Genomic DNA, 18,581 nt, shown 5'->3' on the forward strand with positions numbered 1-18,581 from the left:
TCATGAAGAGCACGGGACCCACGACCGGTCTCCGGTTTCTGGTGCTCGGCTCTGCAGCCGGCGGCGGATTACCGCAGTGGAACTGCAATTGTTCCAACTGCGCCGCCGCCCGCGATCCGTCTTCGGGACTTCAGCCGCAGACGCAGTCGTCGCTGGCCGTCAGTGTTGACGGAGAGACCTGGGCGATCTTCAACGCCTCGCCGGATATTCGCCAGCAAATCCAGCAGACGCCGCAGCTTCATCCCAGAGCACTCCGCCACAGCCCGATCGCAAGCGTCGTCATCACCAATGCCGATGTGGACCATATCGGCGGTCTCCTGACGATCCGCGAGAAGCAAGCGTTTTCGCTTTTCTCGACCGCCGCGATTGGCTCGGTGCTCGACGCCAGCCCCGTGTTTCGGGTGCTCGATCCGGATTTCGTGGCGCGCAAGACGATCCGTCTCGACGAAGATTTCTCACCGCTCGACGGGCTTGAGACGCGCATCTTCGCTGTGCCCGGCAAGGTCGCGTTGTTTCTCGAGGAGGGCGAGCCCGAGCTTGGTCTCGAAGGCGAGCAGACAATCGGCGTCGAGTTCGTGGCAAACGGCAAGCGAGCCTACTATATTCCGGGCTGTGCGACGCTGCCGGACTGGCTTTGCGACCGCATCCGCGGCGCCGACCTCGTGTTCTTCGACGGCACCGTGTTTACCGATGACGAGATGATCCGCGTCGGTACCGGCATCAAGACCGGGCAGCGCATGGGGCACATGCCGATTACTGGCGACGACGCCGGGGGCGGCAGCCTCGAAGCGCTGTCGAAACTTGGCATAGGCCGCATGGTCTATGTCCATATCAACAATACGAACCCGATCTGGCGCCAAGGCCCGGAGCGGGACGCGGTCACAGATGCCGGCTTCGAAGTCGGCCATGACGGCATGGAGATCGAACTTGCCTGACGCCCTGAAGCTTGCCCTGAACAGAACCGATTTTGAAGCCCGGCTGCGCGCCATCGGTGCTGCGCGCTATCACGACAAGCATCCGTTTCACGGCATGCTGCATGGTGGCGGTTGCTCGATGACGCAGGTGCGCGCCTGGGTGATCAACCGCTTCTACTACCAGAGCCGCATTCCGCTGAAGGATGCCGCTTTCATGTCTCGCTGCGAGGACATCTCGATCCGGCGGGCCTGGCGCAAGCGGATCGAGGATCATGACGGCGGCCGGGAAGAGGGCGGCGGTATCCGGCGCTGGCTGAAGCTTGCCGAAGCGGTCGGGCTTGATCCGGATTACGTCGAATCAACCCGGGGCGTTCTGCCGGGCACGCGGTTTGCCTGCGACGCCTATGTGCGTTTCGTGCGCGACATGCCGATGCTCGATGCGGTTGCCGCTTCGCTGACCGAGCTTTTTGCGCCGACGATCCACAAGAGCCGCATTGCCGGACTGCTCGAGCATTACGCGTTTGCCAATGAGGACGCGCTCTCCTATTTCCGCAAGCGGCTCGATGAGGCGCCGGTCGATGTCGCCTTCGGGCTCAACTACGTTCTCGACCATGCGGACACGTTGGAAAAGCAGGATGCGGCCGCGGCTGCGCTGACCTTCAAGACGGACGTTTTGTGGGCGCAGCTTGATGCGTTGCAGAGCGCTTATGTATCGCCGGCACTTCTGCCGCCGGGTGGATGGGACGGCAAGGAGGGCGTGATTGGCGCTCTCGATCAGCCGGCTCTGAGAGAACCTGCGCGGGGAGCGGCGGGATGAGCGAACCTTCCGCAGTCACCGTGACCGCGCAGACGGTCGCCAAACTTGCCCGCGGCGTGCGGCTTCGGGAGGACCCGGTGCGCGGCCAGACGGTGCTGCTTGCGCCGGAACGGGCGCTGGCGCTCGATGAGATCGCCGTGATGATCGTCAACGCGCTCGACGGTGTGCGTGATCTGGACGCGATCGCGCAGGAATTCTCCGTAAAATTCGAAGCGCCCAAGGAGCAGATCCTGGTCGACGTGATTGCCTTCGTCGACGAGTTTTCCAAGCGGCGCATGCTGGAGTTGAAATCGTGAATGAGCATGTCAGCATTGCGCGGACAAGTGCCAAGACTACCGACAGAACGAGCGAATGGACCGACCGGGACGGCGTGACGGGTCGTATCCGCATCCCGGCACCGATCGCCATGCTCGCGGAGCTGACGCATCGCTGTCCGCTGGCCTGCCCCTATTGCTCCAATCCGCTGGAGCTGGAAGGCATCAGCACCGAGCTTTCCACGCAGGAATGGATCCGGGTGTTTCAGGAAGCAGCAGCGCTTGGCGTGCTGCACCTGCATCTCTCGGGCGGCGAACCGGCGTCGCGGCGCGATCTGGTGGAGCTGACGGCGGCTGCCGCCAAGGCCGGGCTTTATACCAACCTGATCACGTCGGGCATCGGCCTCAACGAGAAGCGCATCGCCGAGCTGTCCGCAGCCGGGCTCGACCATCTGCAGCTTTCGATCCAGGGCGCGACGCCTGTTCTGGCGGACAAGGTGGGTGGTTACAGAGGCGGTTACGATCGCAAGATCGCGGTGGCCGAGTGGACGCATGCGGCCGGCATTCCGCTCACCGTCAACGCCGTCTGCCACAAGCAGAACATGGACGAGCTGGGCGCCATGCTGGATCTTGCCGTCGAACTCGGTGCGCGCCGCATCGAGATCGCCACCGTGCAGTTTCACGGCTGGGCCGAGAAGAACCGCAAGGCGCTGATGCCGACCAAGGAACAGGTGCTTCACGCCAACGCCTTTGTTGAGGAAGCGCGCAAGCGGCTGGAAGGCATCATCGTCATCGATTACGTGCCGGCCGATCACCATTCGACCTTTCCGAAGGCCTGCATGGGCGGCTGGGGACGGACGGGCCTCAATGTGACACCATCGGGCAAGGTTCTGCCCTGCCATGCGGCCGAAAGCATTCCGTCGCTCAACTTCGAGACTGTGCGCGACATGTCGCTGACCGACATCTGGTATGACAGCCAGGCCTTCAACGCCTACAGGGGCGATAGCTGGATGCCGGACCTCTGCCGGTCCTGCGATCGCAAGGGCGTCGATTTCGGCGGTTGCCGCTGCCAGGCGATGGCTCTCGCCGGCGATGCCGCCACCACCGACCCGGTCTGCATCCTGTCGCCGCTGCGGGGCCTTCTGGTCGAGCAGGCGGAAATCGACAGCCGCGCCGAGCCCCCTGAATTCGTCTATCGCGGCCGCTAACGCCACTTCCGGTGGTGTCGCGAATGTGAACGAAGCTCATGAGCTGAAACTGCTTTACGTACCTCAAATTCTTCGATAGCCTGAAATTCAGGGAGGAATTTCAGTGCATCACACCACTTGCGAGGAGGCAGGTGTTGTGGGCGTGCCGCGTTGCGGCTGCTTCACGACGCTTCTGATTTTGAGGCCGGTGCATGGTTGATGCGCCCGCGCACACGGCTGCGCCTCTGCTCGACGCACGCGGCCTTTCAAAGACGTTCGGCATTGTCGAAGTCCTCAAGGATATCGCGCTCACTGTTCGTGCCGGAGAGGTCCACGCCATCATCGGCGAGAACGGCGCCGGCAAATCCACCTTGATGAAGATCCTTGCCGGCAACCATCAGCCGACAAGCGGCGAACTTGCGATCGACGGGCAGGTCGTCAGCTTTTCGGGGCCGGTCGATGCGGAAAAGCATGGCATCGTGCTGGTGCACCAGGAAATCCTTCTCGCACCGGATCTGACGGTGGCGCAGAACATCTATCTCGGACGCGAGGTTCGAAAGGGCATCGCGCTGGACGACCGGGCGATGAACGCGGGCGCCGCAGAGGCGATCCGCGATCTGGGCGCCGACATCGATCCCGAGACCATCGTCTCGCGACTTTCGATCGCGCAGCGCCAGCTGGTGCAGATCGCGCGGGTCCTGCTGGTGCCGCATCGCATCGTCATCTTCGACGAACCCACGGCGTCGCTGACCCCGCATGAAACCGAAGCCCTGCTGAAGGTCATCACCGATATCCGCGCCAAGGGCGTCGGCGTGCTCTACATCTCGCACCGGCTGCCGGAGGTAAAGGAGATCGCCGACCGCGTGACGGTGCTGCGCGACGGGCGGCTGGTCGCTTCGCACCCGACAAGCGAGCTGGAACCGGCCGACATGGCGCGGCTGATGGTGGGTCGCGACGTGGCAAAGCTCTATCCGGACCGGCAGGCGGCCATCGCGCCCGAAACGGTGCTCGAGGTTAAAGGCTTCGACGTGCCGGGCTATGCCCGCAATGCCGGTTTCACCCTGCACAAGGGCGAAATCCTCGGCTTTGCCGGACTGATCGGCGCCGGTCGCACGGAGCTCATGGAAGGGCTTGTCGGGCTTCGACCGGCCAAGGGCAAGGTGACGCTGCGGGGCCGGCCGGTTCAGTTTACCGACGTACATTCGAGCCTCAAGGCGGGCGTCGCCTATCTCTCCGAGGATCGCAAGGGCAAGGGCTTGCTCTTGACCAAGGACCTCACCGTAAACCTGACGCTCGCCTCGCTCGGCAAGTTCATCCGCGGCCTGCAGATCGATCGCAAGCGGGAAGCGCAGGCGCTCGACAAGGCGATCGAGGATTTCGACATTCGCACCGGCACGAAGACGATCCTCGCGGGACAGCTTTCCGGCGGCAACCAGCAGAAGCTGCTGCTTGCCAAGATGATGCTGCTCGATCCGCAGGTTGTCATCATCGACGAGCCGACGCGCGGCATCGATATCGGCAACAAGGAACAGATCTACAAATTCATCGCCGCTCTGGCTGCGGAAGGGCGCTCGATCATCGTCGTCTCTTCCGAAATGCCGGAGCTGATCGGCATCTGCGACCGCATTCTGGTGATGCGCGGCGGCCGGATCGTCGGCGAAGTTCAGGGAGACCACATGACGGAAAACGAGATCGTCCAGCTTGCAACCGGTGTCAATGTCGGCGCGGGGGAGGCGGCATGAGTGCGGTCGTAACCGAGACGAAGGCGCCGAAGACTTCGCGCGACTGGGACATGGCGGCCATCGCGCCGTTTGTTGCGCTGGCGCTGCTTCTGGTGCTCGGCTATTTCGCCAACCCGAATTTTGTGTCGCTCGCCAACCTCACCAACGTCATCACCCGCAGCGCCTTTATCGCGGTGATCGCGCTTGGGGCGACCTATGTGATTTCGGCGGGAGGGCTGGATCTCTCGGTCGGGGCGATGGTTGCCTTTGTCGCGAGCCTGATGATCCTGTTCATGAATTCCGGCGTGATTGCCGATCCGATGCTGATGCTGATGGCCGGCATGGCGGTGGCGCTGGTTCTGGGGGCTGCCTGCGGGCTGGCGAACGGCCTGATCACCACGCTCGGGCGGATCGAGCCGTTTATCGCGACGCTCGGCACGATGGGCATCTATCGCGGCCTGACGACCTGGCTTTCCCAGGGCGGCGCGATCACGCTCAAGGACCGGCAGCTGCAGCAGCTATACCGGCCGGTCTATTTCGGCGACGTGTTCGGCGTGCCGATCCCGATCATCGTGATCTTCGTGACGGCGGCACTCGCGGCCTTCGTGCTCTACCGCACCCGCTACGGCCGGCACGTGATCGCCGTCGGGTCGAACGAGGAAGTGGCGCGCTATTCGGGCATCTCGGTCAACAAGGTGCGTACCATCGCCTATGTGGTGCAGGGGCTCTGCGTGGCTGTTGCTGTCATGATCTACGTGCCGCGGCTGGGATCGACGTCCGCGACGACAGGCATCCTGTGGGAGCTGCAGGCGATCACCGCCGTCGTCGTCGGCGGGACGGCACTTCGGGGCGGGGTGGGTCGCATCTGGGGCACGATCTGCGGTGCCTTCATTCTGGAAATCGTCGGCAACATCATGATCCTGTCGAACTTCGTGTCGGAATATCTGATCGGAGCGATCCAGGGCGCGATCATCATCATCGCCATGCTGGTGCAGAGGTCGCTGATGCGAAAGTAAGAGGTTGTTACGGGACCCCTCCGGCCTGCCGGCCATCTCCCCCACAAGGGGGGGAGAAGACTTGACGCAATCGCCTGCCTCGATCGAGTGTTGGCGATAGCTGCCGGGTTGAGCCCGCCCCCTTGTGGGCAGGGCGGGGAGGGGTTTCGGGTCGCGGAGACCAATGGTTTGGCCGGGCCTCTGGGGCGGGTCCGGTTTCGGGAGGATGACCCCTTAAACTCTGGGAGAGAGAACATGCATAGAAGAACATTCGGTCTCGGCGTTGCAGGTCTTGCAGCGTCGGTTGCCGCCGCACCAAGTCTCGGGCTTGCACAGGAGGCGAAGAAGGTCACGATCGGCGTGTCCATTCCGGCAGCCGACCATGGCTGGACGGCGGGCGTGGTGTTCCATGCCGAACGCGTCGCGAAACTTCTGATGGCCGAGCACAAGGGCCTCAATGTCATCGTGAAGACCTCGGCGGATCCGGCGAGCCAGGCAAACGCGGTGCAGGATCTGGCGGTGCAGGGCATCGATGCGCTCGTCATCCTGCCGAGCGATCCGGATCAGCTGGTCACCGCGATCCAGCAGGTGAAGGACGACGGCAAGTTCGTGGCGCTGGTCGACCGTGCACCATCGGTCAACGACAACACGATCCGCAATCTCTACGTGGCCGGCAACAACCCGGCGCTTGGCGAAGTAGCCGGAAAGTTTATCGCCGAGAAGACGCCGGAAGCGCAGGTCGTCGTGATCCGCGGCCTGCCGATCCCGATCGACCAGCAGCGCCAGGACGGTTTCGACAAGGGGATCGCCGGTTCCAAGGTGAAGGTTCTTGAGCGCCAATACGGCAACTGGAGCCGCGACGACGCCTTCAAGGTGATGCAGGATTTTCTGACCAAGCATCAGAAGATCGATGTGGTCTGGTGCCAGGACGACGACATGGCCGTCGGCGTGCTGGAGGCGATCGAGCAGGCGAAGCGCACCGACATTCAGTATGTCGTTGGTGGTGCCGGCTCCAAGGACATGATCAAGCGCGTCATGGACGGCGACAAGATGATGCCGGTCGACGTGCTCTATCCGCCGGCGATGGTGGCAACGGCCATGCAGCTGACGGCGGCCAACTTCTACGATCAGGTCCCGGTCAGCGGCAACTATATCCTCGACGCCACGCTGGTGACGAAGGAGAATGCGCAGAACTTCTACTTCGCCGACTCGCCGTTCTGAGATCGACAAGGCGAGAGAGGGCGTTTGTCGCAAGACGCCCTCTTTCCTCGCGTCATCCCTGTGCTCGTGCCAGGGATTTAAGCCAGCCCAAGTCGCTGGGCTGAAGAAAGTTTCACTGACCCGACGGAAATCGGGTCACTGGATTCCTGTGACAAGCACAGGAATGCCGGAGAGTTTGCGGAACGCACCGAGCCCGACATCGAGGGCGGCATATCGGAAAGGAAACACCATGAAGACGATCAAGGGTCCGGGCATTTTTCTCGGTCAGTTTGCCGGAGACAAGGCGCCGTTCGACAGCTGGGACGGCATCACCAAATGGGCGGCCGACAAGGGTTATCTCGGTGTGCAGGTGCCGACCTGGGCGAGCCAGCTGATCGACCTCAGACAAGCTGCCTCGTCGAAGGATTACTGCGACGAGTTCGCCGGTGTCGCCCGCCAGAACGGTGTCGAAGTGACCGAATTGTCCACCCATCTGCAGGGCCAGCTGGTCGCCGTGCATCCGGCCTACGATGACGCCTTCGACGGCTTCGCGGCGCCGGAAGTGCGCGGCAATCCGAAGGCACGTCAGGAATGGGCGGTCGAGCAGGTGAAGATGGCGATCACAGCCTCGAAGCATCTCGGCATCACGGCGCATGCCACCTTTTCCGGCGCGCTCGCCTGGCCCTACATCTATCCCTGGCCGCAGCGCCCGGCCGGTCTGGTCGAGACCGCCTTCGACGAGCTTGCCCGCCGCTGGACGCCGATCCTCGACCATGCGGACGAAAACGGCGTCGACGTCTGCTACGAAATCCACCCCGGCGAGGACCTGCATGACGGCGTCACGTTCGAGATGTTTCTAGAGCGGGTAAAGAACCATCCGCGCGCCAACATGCTCTACGACCCCTCGCATTACGTGCTGCAATGCCTGGATTATCTCGACAACATCGACATCTACAAAGACCGGATCAAGATGTTCCATGTCAAGGATGCGGAGTTCAATCCGACCGGGCGCCAAGGCGTCTATGGCGGCTTCCAGAGCTGGGTGAACCGGGCCGGACGGTTCCGTTCGCCGGGTGACGGCCAGGTGGATTTCGGGGCGATCTTCTCCAAGATGGCAGCCAACGATTTCGACGGCTGGGCCGTGGTCGAATGGGAATGCGCGCTGAAGCACCCGGAAGACGGAGCCCGCGAGGGCGCGGAATTCGTGAAACACCACATCATCCGCGTGACGGAACATGCGTTCGACGACTTTGCGGCGGGTGGAACGGACGACGCGGCCAACCGGCGGATGCTGGGGCTTTCATAGAAACCCCTCCCCACCCTCCCCACAAGGGGGAGGGCTTAACCTGCCGCACCTTTCGGTCATTAGCGGAGACGGTGCGGAGGGGTCTCTCCCCCCTTGTGGGGGAGATGGCCGGCAGGCCAGAGGGGGACTTTCCCCGCAATGAATTTCCAAGGAGACACAGGACATGACCATCGAAGCCAAGGACGAACAGACACGCGCACCCCGTATCCGGCTCGGCATGGTCGGCGGCGGATCCGGCGCCTTTATCGGCGCGGTGCACCGGATGGCGGCGCGGCTGGATGACCGGTTCGAACTCGTCGCGGGCGCTCTCTCCTCGACGGCGGAAAAATCGGCGGCATCGGGGCGGGAACTCGGGCTTGATACGGAGCGGACCTACGGTTCCTTCGAGGAGATGGCAAGCCGCGAGGCGGAGCGCGAAGACGGCATCGAGGCGGTGTCGATCGTCACGCCGAACCATGTTCATTTTGATGCCGCCAAGGCGTTTCTCAAGCGCGGTATCCACGTCATCTGCGACAAGCCGCTGACCTCCAACCTTGCCGACGCGAAGGCGCTGAAGCAGGTAGCCGACGAGAGCGGCGCACTGTTCATCCTCACCCACAACTACACCGGCTATCCGATGGTGCGCCAGGCCCGCGAGATGGTCGAGAGTGGCGTGCTCGGCGATATCCGTATCGTCCAGGCGGAATATCCGCAGGACTGGCTGACCGAGGCGGTCGAACAGACCGGCGCCAAGCAGGCGGTGTGGCGTACCGATCCGGCCCAATCGGGTGCCGGCGGCTCGACCGGCGATATCGGCACGCATGCCTATAACCTTGCCTGCTTCATCACCGCCTTGAAGCTCGATAGCCTTGCCGCGGATCTAGACAGTTTCGTTGAGGGCCGCCGGCTCGACGACAATGCCCATGTCATGCTGCGCTTCGCGGCAAGACACGGCGAGAAGCCGGCCAAGGGCATGCTCTGGTGCAGCCAGGTGGCGCCGGGCCACGAGAACGGCCTGAAAATCCGCGTCTACGGCACCAAGGGCGGCATCGAATGGGTGCAGGCCGATCCGAACTACCTGTGGTTCACGCCGTTCGGGCAAGAAAAGCGGCTGATCACCCGCAATGGCGCCGGTTCCGGCGCCGCTGCTGCGCGTGTCTCCCGCATTCCATCGGGTCATCCGGAAGGTTATCTCGAAGCCTTTGCAACGATCTACACGGAGGCGGCACTGGCAATTCACGCCCACCGGACGGGCGCGAAACTGGACGAGGCGGTTATCTATCCAACCGTCGACGACGGCGTGAAGGGCGTCGCCTTTGTCGAGGCCTGCGTGGAGTCGTCTCGGAACAATGGTGCTTGGGTGAAGGTGTAAAGACTTGGTGGGCGGCGTCTGCCCCTCACCCTAACCCTCTCCCCGTAGACGGGGAGAGGGGACGTGGCTCGATCGGGGCAAGGCGCGTGCGGCAAAGGACCTTCTCCCCAACTGCGGAGAGAAGGGTCCGCAGGACGCAGCCGGATGAGGGGCCTGGGGAAGAGGTGGCGGCACCCGGATAGGCGTTGGAACCCTCGCCGCGGCCGGATCTACCTCCAGTGTCAGAGCCCAATATTGACACTTCCATTCAATCTGTACAGATATATGTACATTCTGAGAGGAGAGCATTGTGGCCCACGTTCGTTTGACCGAGTTTAGGCAGAACATTGCGACCCACTTCGACAACGTGATCGCCTCTCGCGCTCCTTTGCTGGTCACGCGTCAGGGGTCAGAGGCGTTGGTTCTGATTGCTGAGGGCGAATACGAGAGCATGCAGGAAACTCTGCACCTTCTTTCCACTCCAGCGAATTCTGATCGGCTGCGCGAGAGTATTGCGCAGCTTCGCGGAGAAGAGCTGATCGAAAAAGACCCGACTCTCTGACATGAACCTTCTCTGGACGGGAAACGCCTGGGAAGAGTACCAATACTGGCAAAGCGTCGATCAATCGATGGTCGAGAAAATCAACGAGCTGATCAGGGATACGAAGAGATCGCACTTCAAGGGGCTTGGAAAACCGGAACCGCTGAAGGGCAGTCTCTCCGGGTTTTGGTCGAGGCGCATTCTCGGGGAGCATCGACTGGTGTATTGTGTGTCGGGTAAAGGAAGCACCCAGCAACTCGAAATCATCCAGAGCCGTTTTCACTATGAGAGATAGTATAGAGCGCACTTAAGGCGATAATCCCGAACGACATCGTCGCGCTGAACGGGTTTTCGCGCTCCAAAACCTGTACAACGGGCGGGCATTTGGGTACACGTCGCTGCTATGACGGCCGGGGTCATTGTCTCGGTCGCACCTCCATATGGCGGCATCCTGATGACTGATCCAAAGACCCTCGCAGCCCGTTTCCCAGGCGATTTCACCTTTGGCGTTGCGACCGCCGCCTACCAGATCGAGGGATCGACCAAGGTGGATGGCAGGAAGCCTTCCATCTGGGATGCGTTTTCGAACATGCCGGGGCGGGTTCACAACCGCGACAATGGCGATATTGCCTGCGATCACTACAATCGCTGGGAAGCGGATCTCGATCTGATCGCGGAGATGGGTGTTTCCGCCTACCGGTTCTCGCTGGCCTGGCCGCGGATCATTCCTGAGGGCACCGGCCGGATCAACGAGCAGGGGCTCGATTTCTACGACAAGCTGATTGACGGATTGAAGGCGCGCGGCATCAAGGCATTTGCAACGCTCTATCACTGGGACCTGCCGCTGGCGCTGATGGGCGACGGCGGATGGGCCGCGCGATCGACGGCTTACGCCTTCCAGCGCTATGCCAAGGTGGTGATGGCGCGTCTCGGGGACCGGCTGGACTCTGTCGCGACATTCAACGAGCCCTGGTGCTCGGTCTGGCTCAGCCACCTCTACGGCGAGCATGCGCCGGGCGAGCGCAACATGGAGGCGGCCCTTGCCGCCATGCACCACACCAACCTCGCGCATGGACTGGCGGTCGAAGCCATCCGGCATGTGACGCCGAATGTGCCTGTTGGTCTCGTCCTAAACGCGCATTCCGTCATTGCCGGTTCCGATAGCGCAGAAGATAGCGCTGCTGCCGAGCGTGCCTTCGATTTCCACAACGGCGCGTTTTTCGGCCCGGTGTTCAAGGGCGAATATCCGGCGTCGCTGATGTCGGCGCTCGGCGATCGCATGCCGAAAGTGGAAGAGGGCGATCTTGCCGTCATCAGTCAGAAACTCGACTGGTGGGGCCTCAATTATTACACGCCGATGCGCGTTCTTGCAGATACCGCTGAGGGTGCGGAATTCCCGGCGACAAAGCCCGCGCCTTTCGTCGAAACGGCGGTGACCGATATCGGCTGGGAGATCTATGCGCCCGCCATGAAATTGCTGGTCGAGGATCTCTACCGCCGCTACGACCTGCCGGAATGCTACGTCACGGAAAATGGCGCCTGCGACAATACCGATATTGGTGCCGACGGCACGATCGATGACACGATGCGGCTCGACTACTATGTCGAACATCTCGGCGTCGTCGCGGATCTCGCCCGCGACGGTTATCCGATGAAGGGCTATTTCGCGTGGAGCCTGATGGACAATTTCGAGTGGGCCAAGGGCTATCAGATGCGGTTCGGCCTCGTCCATGTCGACTATCAGACGCAGGTTCGCACGATCAAGCAGAGCGGCAAATGGTATCGGGATCTGGCTGCAGAGTTCCCCAAGGGTAACCACGCACCGGCTTAATTTTGCGCTGCGTAGAAGATTTTTTCTCGTTTCCGCTGAATTTGAAATCTCATCCCTGTAAAATGTGGCGCAGGCGGGGCATTGATGCGCCATCAATAACGAGGCCTCCCGGCTTCCATTGAAAGCCGATCGAATGCTCCGCAAAGTCACCTGTCATCGAATGTGCCGCCCGGCTGCATGAATTGAGACGGCGACCCTTGTCGCCGGGATGACCTGACTGAACGTGTGAGCTTATCATGACACTTGTTACTGCCGTGGCCGATGCCGCTTCGCCTGACGTGGCGAATGCTGCGCCCATGGTGTCGTTCGAAAAGGTGGTGAAGCGGTTCGGCGGTGCGTCCGGGCAGCCCGAATTCACCGCGCTCGACGGTATCGATTTTTCGGTCGCCCGCGGCTCCATCGCCGGTATCATCGGCCGATCCGGGGCCGGAAAGTCGACTCTGATCCGGCTGGTCAACGGGCTTGAAAAGGCGACGTCCGGCACGGTCGTGGTCGATGGCGTCGAAGTGGGCGGGCTCGGCGAAGATGGTTTGCGTTCGCTGCGCCGCCAGGTCGGCATGATCTTCCAGCATTTCAATCTGCTGTCCTCGCGAACCGCGTTCGACAATGTGGCGCTGCCGCTCAAGATTGCCGGTGTGGACAAGGCGGCGATCAAGGCCAAGGTCGGGCCTCTGCTCGATCTCGTCGGTCTCGGCGACAAGGCCGGGCGTTACCCGTCCGAGCTGTCGGGTGGGCAAAAGCAGCGCGTCGGCATTGCCCGCGCGCTGGCGACCGATCCGAAACTGCTGCTCTCAGACGAAGCCACCTCGGCGCTCGATCCGGAGACCACGCATTCGATCCTTGATCTTCTGAAGCGCATCAACGCCGAACTCGGGCTGACGGTGCTTCTGATCACGCACGAAATGGAAGTGGTGAAAACGGTCGCCAGCCATGTGGCGGTGATCGATGCGGGTCGCATCGTTGAGGCCGGGCGCACGTTTGAGGTCTATGCCGATCCCAGGCACGAGACGACGCGCACGTTGCTTGCCTCTTCGCTCAACCTGCCGGAATGGCTGCGCAACGGCATCAAACGTCAACCATCGGCGGGAGACCGGGCGCTGGTGCGGCTGGTGTTCTTCGGCGACACGGCTTTCAAGCCGCTGACGGGACGTCTGGTTGCCGAACTGGGCGCCGACGTCAACATTTTGGCGGGCGCGATCGAGGAGATCGCGGGCGAGCCGTTCGGATCGCTGGTCGTTTCCTATTCCGCGGACCCGGCCGTGATGGCGCGGGCGCAACAATTCTATGCCGAGACCGGCCTGAAGACGGAGGTGCTCGGCTATGTCGCTTGAGATGCTCATCAACCTTCTCACCAAGGCGCTGACCCAGACGCTGCAGATGGTGGCGATCGCCGGCTTGATCGGCTCGGCCATTGGGCTGCCGATCGGCATTTTTCTTGCCACCAGCGGCCGTGGCGAGCTGTTTCCGGCACCGGCGGCCAACCGCGTCATCGGCCTCATCGTCAACGCCGCGCGCTCGACGCCGTTCATTATTCTGGTCGTTGCGATCATACCGTTTACCCGGTTGATCACAGGAACCTCGATCGGCACCAATGCGGCGATCGTGCCTTTGACGATCGCCACCATTCCGTTCTTTGCGCGGCTTGTGGAGGCGGCGATCCGCGAGATCGACAGCGGTCTCATCGAGGCGGCCCGCGCCATGGGGGCTTCGCCGATGCAGATCGTCTTCAAGGTGCTGCTCGCGGAAGCCCGGCCCGGCCTGATCCTCGCGCTCACCATGACCATGGTCAGCCTGATCGGCTATTCGGCGATGGTCGGTGCGGTCGGCGGCGGTGGTCTCGGCGATCTCGGGATCCGCTACGGGTACCAGCGCTTCATGCCGGAAGTCATGCTTGCCGTCGTCGTGGTGCTGATCGTTCTCGTTCAGCTGGTCCAGAGCGCCGGCGACAGTCTTGCCCGACGGTTCGACAGGCGCAACCGCAAGACCTGATCAAGAACAAGCCATTCATTCTTTCAAATCCAAGGAGACAGACATGAAGAACATCATTCTCGCGGCCGCCTTCAGTGCGCTCACTGCCGCATCGGCCTTTGCCGAAGACATCAAGATCGGCGTGACGCCCGGTCCGCACGCGCAGATCATGGAAAAGGTCAAGGAAATCGCAGCCCCCAAGGGCCTCAACATCGATATCCTCGAATTCTCCGACTATGTCGTCCCGAACCAGGCGCTGGCTGATGGCGAGCTTCAGGCCAATTCCTTCCAGCACAAGCCGTATCTCGACAATCAGGTGACCGACCGCAAGTTCGACCTGATCGCCGTCGGCACAACCGTCAACTTCCCGATGGGTGTCTATTCCAAGAAGGTGAAGACCCTCGACGAGCTCAAGGAAGGTGCTACGGTTTCGATCCCCAACGACCCGACCAATGGCGGCCGCGCGCTGCTGATCCTGGCCGACAAGGGTCTCATCAAGCTCAATGCCGACAAGGGCCTTAAGGTCACGCCGGCAGACGTCACCGAAAACCCGAAGAAGATCGAATTTGCCGAGCTCGACGCAGCTCAGCTTCCGCGTTCGCTCGATGACGTCGATGCGGCCGTGATCAACACCAACTTCGCGGTCGAGGGTGGTCTCAACCCGGCCAAGGACACGATCGCCAAGGAAGGCGAAAAGGCACCTTACATCAACATCATCGCGATCAACGCGAAGGACAAGGATGCCGCCTGGGTGAAGACGCTGGTCGACAGCTATCACAGCCCTGAGGTGAAGCAGTTCGTGCTCGACACGTTCAAGGGCGTCGTCATTCCGTCCTGGTAACACGTCGAAAGACGGTAGGATCTCAGAGTGAAGTGATCTAATCGAGGCCGGTCTCCGCGGAGACCGGCTTTTCTTATTGAAGTTAACGATATCTGAAGAGATCGCCGTCCAATGTGGCCCCCTTAATGAAGGGGCGGGCTATTGTTGTTCATGCCGTCACATTTCCGGCGTTCCGTTCCGGCCGGCCGTCGGTCTGTCGTGGCGATGCAACTTGTCCTGTTCGCAGTCGTCGTCACGCTCGTGACCGTCTTCATTCTGACGGCCGTCGGCCGCATTGCAGATTATGCCAACCGGTATGACGACAGCCGCTCGATGCAGACCACCGAAGGCGCGCTGCAGACCTTCCGAACCCAGCTTCAGGCCACCCTCAACGATTATTCGGCATGGGATGATGCTGCCCAGTTCGTCTATGCCCAGGACGGACAGGATTGGGTTGTCAGCAATTACGGCGATATGACGTCCAACAGCGGCCTGTTCGATATCGCGATCGTGATGGACACCGAGCGCAACGTGCTGATGTCCTATCAGGAGGGACGTCCGGCAGGGTGGAACCCGCGCGAGTATTTCGATACGTCGCTCTGGACCTTGTTCGATCGGGTCCTGTCCACGGGTCGCGACGGTCTGCCGGAAGCCACGGGCTTTGTTCAGACACGCGACGGCGTTGCGGCTGTCGGCGTCGCCCTGGTGCGCGAAAAATCCGGCGCGCTCGACAAGCCGCTCTCGGAGAGACGGTTTCTCGTCTTTGCCCGCCAGCTGGACGAAAAGAAGGTGGCGGAACTTGCAAGGACCTATGTTGTCGAGGGTTTGCGGTTCATCGACAAGACCGATCAGACCAGCAACAGTGTCGAACTTCGCAACCTGCACGGCAAGCTTTTGGTCAAGCTGTCGTGGCAGCCGCGGCGTCCGGGCGACCTCGGCTTCTCCCAGGTGCAGCCTCTGGTCTATGGCGCGCTTGCCATGGTCGGGCTGTTTTTCCTGCTGCTCGTGGTCAGTGGCAGCATCACTCTAAATCAGCTCAAGCGCGACGAAGCCGATGCGAGACGGCTCGCGATGTGCGACCGGTTGAGCGGGCTTTTGAACCGTTCAGGTTTCTTTACCGCTCTCGACGCCCTTGTTCTCGAAAGCCGGGCGCAGGGCGCGCATGTTTTGCTTCTCTATCTGGATCTCGATGGCTTCAAGGAAGTCAACGATGCCTATGGTCACGGGACCGGCGACAAGCTGATCCGCGGCGTGGCGGCCGGGTTGAAGACGCTTGTTGGCAGCGAGGCGATCCTGGCGCGCGTTGGCGGCGACGAATTCGCTATCGCTCTTCCGGTGATGGGGGCATCTCCGGTGGCACCTATTCTCTGCGACCGCATTCTCGGCTTCTTCGGCGAGCCCTTCGTCATCGGCGAACGGGTGGCTGTGATCGGAACCAGTATCGGTGTCGCCATCTCGCCGCGCGGCAACGTGCCGGGAGAGGAGCTTGTCCGTCGGGCCGACATGGCGATGTACCGTGCCAAGGAAACCGGCCGCGGTCGCTATGAGAATTACCGGCCGGAAATGGATGCCGAGCGCGAAGAGCGCAACCGGCTGGAAGTGGACCTGCGGATCGCCATCGAGCGGCGCGAAATCAATATCGTCTACCAGCCCGTGGTGGATGCAACGAACTGGCGGCTGATCGGCGTCGAAGCGTTGGCCCGCTGGACCCGCAAGGGTTACGGACCGGTGCCGCCGGACGTTTTCATTCCGATTGCGGAATCAAGCGGACTGATCGACCAGCTGGGTCTGTTCGTCATGCACCGGGCCTGCGAGCGCATCGCCGACTGGCCCGGCATCAAGCTTGCCGTCAATATCTCGCCCGGCCAGTTCCGTGATCCCGAATTTTCGCAGCATGTGGCCTCGATGTTCCGCAAGACCGGAACCGATCCATCGCGCATCACGCTGGAAATGACCGAGGGGTATTTCATTCAGAACCCAGACCGCGCTCGCGCAGCGATTGCCAGGCTGAAAAAGCTCGGTGTCGAAATTGCTCTCGACGATTTCGGCGCTGGTTTTTCGAGCGTCGGATATCTGCGGCAGTTCGGTTTCGACCGGATGAAGATCGATCGCTCGCTGGTGCATGCAATGTCCGAGGGTGACCACGCGGTTCAGACGTTGCAGGCGACCGTGGCGCTTGCCCGTTCGCTCGGCATGCCGGTGACGGCGGAAGGCGTCGAGAGCGAGGACCAGGCGCTGAAGTTGCGGATGACGGGCTGTGATGAATTGCAGGGCTATTTCTTCGGTCGGCCGATGGAAGCCCATGAGATCGACGTCATCTACCGCACCGACCGGGGACGGGACGGAAAGCGGATTGCATGAAAACGTCTCAGGCTAGAGATGCCGCGGCACCTTTGTCTTCAGGATCGCAACCAGGCCCGCATCCATGAACCCGTAGTCGTCGGGGATATCGAGACAGATCAGCCGCTTGCTTTTGAGCTGCGAGCGATATTTCTGCTGGATCTTTGCCCGGTGGGTCCGTTCCATGACGAACAGGATGTCGGCCCATTCGATCAATTCGGCTGAGAGAGGGTTTTCGGCATCATTGTTGGTGCCGGCGGACGACACCTCGACGCCGGGCCACTCAGCGAAAACCTGCTCCGCCGTCGGGCTCCGCAGCTTGTTCTGGCTGCAGACAAAAAGGATGTTTTTCAGGTTAGTCCATCCTTCTCGTGGACGCTTTAGCTGCCGATATGCTTGACGCCGCGCTGTTTGGCGAGGGCGATCTGCAACTGCCGCTGACGGTAACGCAACCGGTCTTCCTCGGTGCGGCTGTCGTAGCAATGGGAGCAGGAGACGCCTTCCTCATACTTGGGCGAGGTGATCTCTTCGGCGGTGATCGGATTGCGGCAGGCGTGGCAGAGCTTGTGGTTGCCTTCCTTCAGTCCGTGCTCGACGGAGACGCGCTCGTCGAACACGAAACACGTGCCTTCCCAGAGGCTTTCTTCTTCCGGCACCTGTTCCAGATATTTCAGGATGCCGCCCTTGAGGTGGTAGACGTCCTCGAAACCCTGCTGCTTCATGAAGGCTGTCGCCTTCTCGCAGCGGATGCCGCCAGTGCAGTACATGGCGATCTTCGGCTTGTTGTGCAGGCCGGTATTGTTTTTCACCCAGTCCGGGAATTCGCGAAACGTCTTGGTGTTGGGATCGACTGCGCCCTTGAAGATGCCGATCGCCGTCTCGTAATCGTTGCGCGTATCGATGACGATGGTCTCGGGATCCGAGATCAGCGCGTTCCAGTCCTTGGCCTCGACATAGGTGCCGACGATTCTGTTGGGATCGATATCCTCGACCCCCATCGTGACGATTTCCTTCTTGAGCTTTACCTTCATGCGCACGAAGGGCATTTTCGATGCGCGGCTTTCCTTGTGCTCCAGACTGGTGAATTCGGGCTGGGCGCGCAGAAATGTCAGAAGCTCGGCGATGTCACTGTCGGAACCCGCCACCGTACCGTTGATGCCTTCGCGCGCGATCAGCAGCGTGCCTTTGATGCCGCGCGCGTCGCAGAAGGCCTGCAGCGGCGTCTGGAAATCCGCAAAACGTTCGAACCGCGCAAAGTGATAGAGCGCGGCAACGAGAAATGCGCCCGTGGCTTCGGGGCGGGGGAGAAGGTGGCTTTCGGTCATGCCGGTCCCATACAACCAGATGCGCTGTTGCG

The 18,581-nt window shown here is 61.6% G+C and carries 18 protein-coding genes; 16 read left to right on the forward strand and 2 right to left on the reverse strand.

Going from position 1 to position 18,581, the window contains the following annotated elements; translation table 11 throughout:
• The first annotated feature begins 2 nt into the window (after positions 1-2).
• From pqqB to AC0JZ8_RS08930, 16 genes are all read left to right on the forward strand, one after another.
• Complete coding sequence (pqqB, locus tag AC0JZ8_RS08855) at positions 3-935, forward strand: pyrroloquinoline quinone biosynthesis protein PqqB (RefSeq protein WP_471892310.1); 933 nt, start codon at positions 3-5, stop codon at positions 933-935.
• Positions 907-1,731 (forward strand): pyrroloquinoline-quinone synthase PqqC, encoded by an 825-nt coding sequence (gene pqqC / locus AC0JZ8_RS08860; RefSeq protein ID WP_471892311.1) that lies wholly within the window; start codon positions 907-909, stop codon positions 1,729-1,731. Before pqqB ends, pqqC begins: the two co-directional genes overlap by 29 nt.
• Complete coding sequence (pqqD, locus tag AC0JZ8_RS08865) at positions 1,728-2,027, forward strand: pyrroloquinoline quinone biosynthesis peptide chaperone PqqD (RefSeq protein ID WP_062461184.1); 300 nt, start codon at positions 1,728-1,730, stop codon at positions 2,025-2,027. Before pqqC ends, pqqD begins: the two co-directional genes overlap by 4 nt.
• 74 nt (positions 2,028-2,101) lie before the next feature.
• Entirely contained in the window at positions 2,102-3,193 is a 1,092-nt protein-coding gene (pqqE, locus tag AC0JZ8_RS08870) for a pyrroloquinoline quinone biosynthesis protein PqqE (RefSeq protein ID WP_471893343.1), read from the forward strand.
• A 191-nt stretch (positions 3,194-3,384) separates the two neighbouring features.
• Positions 3,385-4,914, forward strand: a complete 1,530-nt coding sequence (locus AC0JZ8_RS08875) for a sugar ABC transporter ATP-binding protein (protein WP_471892312.1) — start codon at positions 3,385-3,387, stop codon at positions 4,912-4,914.
• Positions 4,911-5,909 (forward strand): ABC transporter permease, encoded by a 999-nt coding sequence (locus AC0JZ8_RS08880; protein WP_062461179.1) that lies wholly within the window; start codon positions 4,911-4,913, stop codon positions 5,907-5,909. The genes AC0JZ8_RS08875 and AC0JZ8_RS08880 overlap by 4 nt, the downstream gene beginning before the upstream one ends.
• Positions 5,910-6,143: 234 nt before the next feature.
• Positions 6,144-7,109, forward strand: coding sequence for a substrate-binding domain-containing protein (locus AC0JZ8_RS08885; RefSeq protein ID WP_471892313.1), 966 nt, complete (start codon positions 6,144-6,146; stop codon positions 7,107-7,109).
• Between the two features lie 229 nt (positions 7,110-7,338).
• A complete protein-coding gene (locus tag AC0JZ8_RS08890; RefSeq protein WP_471892314.1) occupies positions 7,339-8,394 on the forward strand; it encodes a sugar phosphate isomerase/epimerase family protein in 1,056 nt (351 codons plus the stop codon).
• A gap of 163 nt (positions 8,395-8,557) precedes the next feature.
• Entirely contained in the window at positions 8,558-9,745 is a 1,188-nt protein-coding gene (locus AC0JZ8_RS08895; protein ID WP_471892315.1) for a Gfo/Idh/MocA family protein, read from the forward strand.
• Positions 9,746-10,034: 289 nt separating this feature from the next.
• Complete coding sequence (locus tag AC0JZ8_RS08900; protein ID WP_092659709.1) at positions 10,035-10,286, forward strand: type II toxin-antitoxin system Phd/YefM family antitoxin; 252 nt, start codon at positions 10,035-10,037, stop codon at positions 10,284-10,286.
• Between the two features lies 1 nt (position 10,287).
• Positions 10,288-10,560: a Txe/YoeB family addiction module toxin gene (locus tag AC0JZ8_RS08905; RefSeq protein ID WP_471892316.1), complete on the forward strand. Its 273-nt coding sequence runs from the start codon at positions 10,288-10,290 to the stop codon at positions 10,558-10,560.
• Between the two features lie 159 nt (positions 10,561-10,719).
• Positions 10,720-12,096 carry a GH1 family beta-glucosidase gene (locus AC0JZ8_RS08910; RefSeq protein WP_471892317.1) on the forward strand — a complete coding sequence of 459 codons (1,377 nt, stop codon included), beginning with the start codon at positions 10,720-10,722 and terminating at the stop codon, positions 12,094-12,096.
• Positions 12,097-12,392: 296 nt separating this feature from the next.
• Positions 12,393-13,427, forward strand: a complete 1,035-nt coding sequence (locus tag AC0JZ8_RS08915) for a methionine ABC transporter ATP-binding protein (protein WP_471893344.1) — start codon at positions 12,393-12,395, stop codon at positions 13,425-13,427.
• Positions 13,417-14,085, forward strand: a complete 669-nt coding sequence (locus AC0JZ8_RS08920) for a methionine ABC transporter permease (protein WP_062461169.1) — start codon at positions 13,417-13,419, stop codon at positions 14,083-14,085. Before AC0JZ8_RS08915 ends, AC0JZ8_RS08920 begins: the two co-directional genes overlap by 11 nt.
• A 43-nt stretch (positions 14,086-14,128) precedes the next feature.
• Positions 14,129-14,905 carry a MetQ/NlpA family ABC transporter substrate-binding protein gene (locus AC0JZ8_RS08925; RefSeq protein ID WP_471892318.1) on the forward strand — a complete coding sequence of 259 codons (777 nt, stop codon included), beginning with the start codon at positions 14,129-14,131 and terminating at the stop codon, positions 14,903-14,905.
• A gap of 150 nt (positions 14,906-15,055) precedes the next feature.
• Positions 15,056-17,245 (forward strand): bifunctional diguanylate cyclase/phosphodiesterase, encoded by a 2,190-nt coding sequence (locus AC0JZ8_RS08930; RefSeq protein ID WP_471892319.1) that lies wholly within the window; start codon positions 15,056-15,058, stop codon positions 17,243-17,245.
• A gap of 12 nt (positions 17,246-17,257) precedes the next feature.
• Here AC0JZ8_RS08930 and AC0JZ8_RS08935 read toward each other — a convergent pair whose 3' ends face one another.
• Positions 17,258-17,578, reverse strand: a complete 321-nt coding sequence (locus AC0JZ8_RS08935) for a low molecular weight protein tyrosine phosphatase family protein (RefSeq protein WP_471893345.1) — start codon at positions 17,576-17,578, stop codon at positions 17,258-17,260.
• Positions 17,579-17,604: 26 nt separating this feature from the next.
• Positions 17,605-18,549: an oxygen-dependent tRNA uridine(34) hydroxylase TrhO gene (gene trhO, locus AC0JZ8_RS08940; RefSeq protein ID WP_471892320.1), complete on the reverse strand. Its 945-nt coding sequence runs from the start codon at positions 18,547-18,549 to the stop codon at positions 17,605-17,607.
• Between the last annotated feature and the right edge of the window lie 32 nt (positions 18,550-18,581).

Source organism: Velazquezella soli, from assembly GCF_977018685.1.

Coding starts and splice junctions, on each gene's coding strand:
- pqqB (WP_471892310.1), top strand. CDS start 3: ATGAAGAGCACGGGACCCACGACCGGTCTCCGGTTTCTGGTGCTCGGC.
- AC0JZ8_RS08895 (WP_471892315.1), top strand. CDS start 8,558: ATGACCATCGAAGCCAAGGACGAACAGACACGCGCACCCCGTATCCGG.
- pqqD (WP_062461184.1), top strand. CDS start 1,728: ATGAGCGAACCTTCCGCAGTCACCGTGACCGCGCAGACGGTCGCCAAA.
- AC0JZ8_RS08930 (WP_471892319.1), top strand. CDS start 15,056: ATGCCGTCACATTTCCGGCGTTCCGTTCCGGCCGGCCGTCGGTCTGTC.
- AC0JZ8_RS08920 (WP_062461169.1), top strand. CDS start 13,417: ATGTCGCTTGAGATGCTCATCAACCTTCTCACCAAGGCGCTGACCCAG.
- AC0JZ8_RS08905 (WP_471892316.1), top strand. CDS start 10,288: ATGAACCTTCTCTGGACGGGAAACGCCTGGGAAGAGTACCAATACTGG.
- AC0JZ8_RS08915 (WP_471893344.1), top strand. CDS start 12,393: ATGGTGTCGTTCGAAAAGGTGGTGAAGCGGTTCGGCGGTGCGTCCGGG.
- AC0JZ8_RS08875 (WP_471892312.1), top strand. CDS start 3,385: ATGGTTGATGCGCCCGCGCACACGGCTGCGCCTCTGCTCGACGCACGC.
- AC0JZ8_RS08910 (WP_471892317.1), top strand. CDS start 10,720: ATGACTGATCCAAAGACCCTCGCAGCCCGTTTCCCAGGCGATTTCACC.
- AC0JZ8_RS08880 (WP_062461179.1), top strand. CDS start 4,911: ATGAGTGCGGTCGTAACCGAGACGAAGGCGCCGAAGACTTCGCGCGAC.
- AC0JZ8_RS08890 (WP_471892314.1), top strand. CDS start 7,339: ATGAAGACGATCAAGGGTCCGGGCATTTTTCTCGGTCAGTTTGCCGGA.
- AC0JZ8_RS08925 (WP_471892318.1), top strand. CDS start 14,129: ATGAAGAACATCATTCTCGCGGCCGCCTTCAGTGCGCTCACTGCCGCA.
- pqqC (WP_471892311.1), top strand. CDS start 907: ATGACGGCATGGAGATCGAACTTGCCTGACGCCCTGAAGCTTGCCCTG.
- trhO (WP_471892320.1), bottom strand. CDS start 18,549: ATGACCGAAAGCCACCTTCTCCCCCGCCCCGAAGCCACGGGCGCATTT.
- AC0JZ8_RS08885 (WP_471892313.1), top strand. CDS start 6,144: ATGCATAGAAGAACATTCGGTCTCGGCGTTGCAGGTCTTGCAGCGTCG.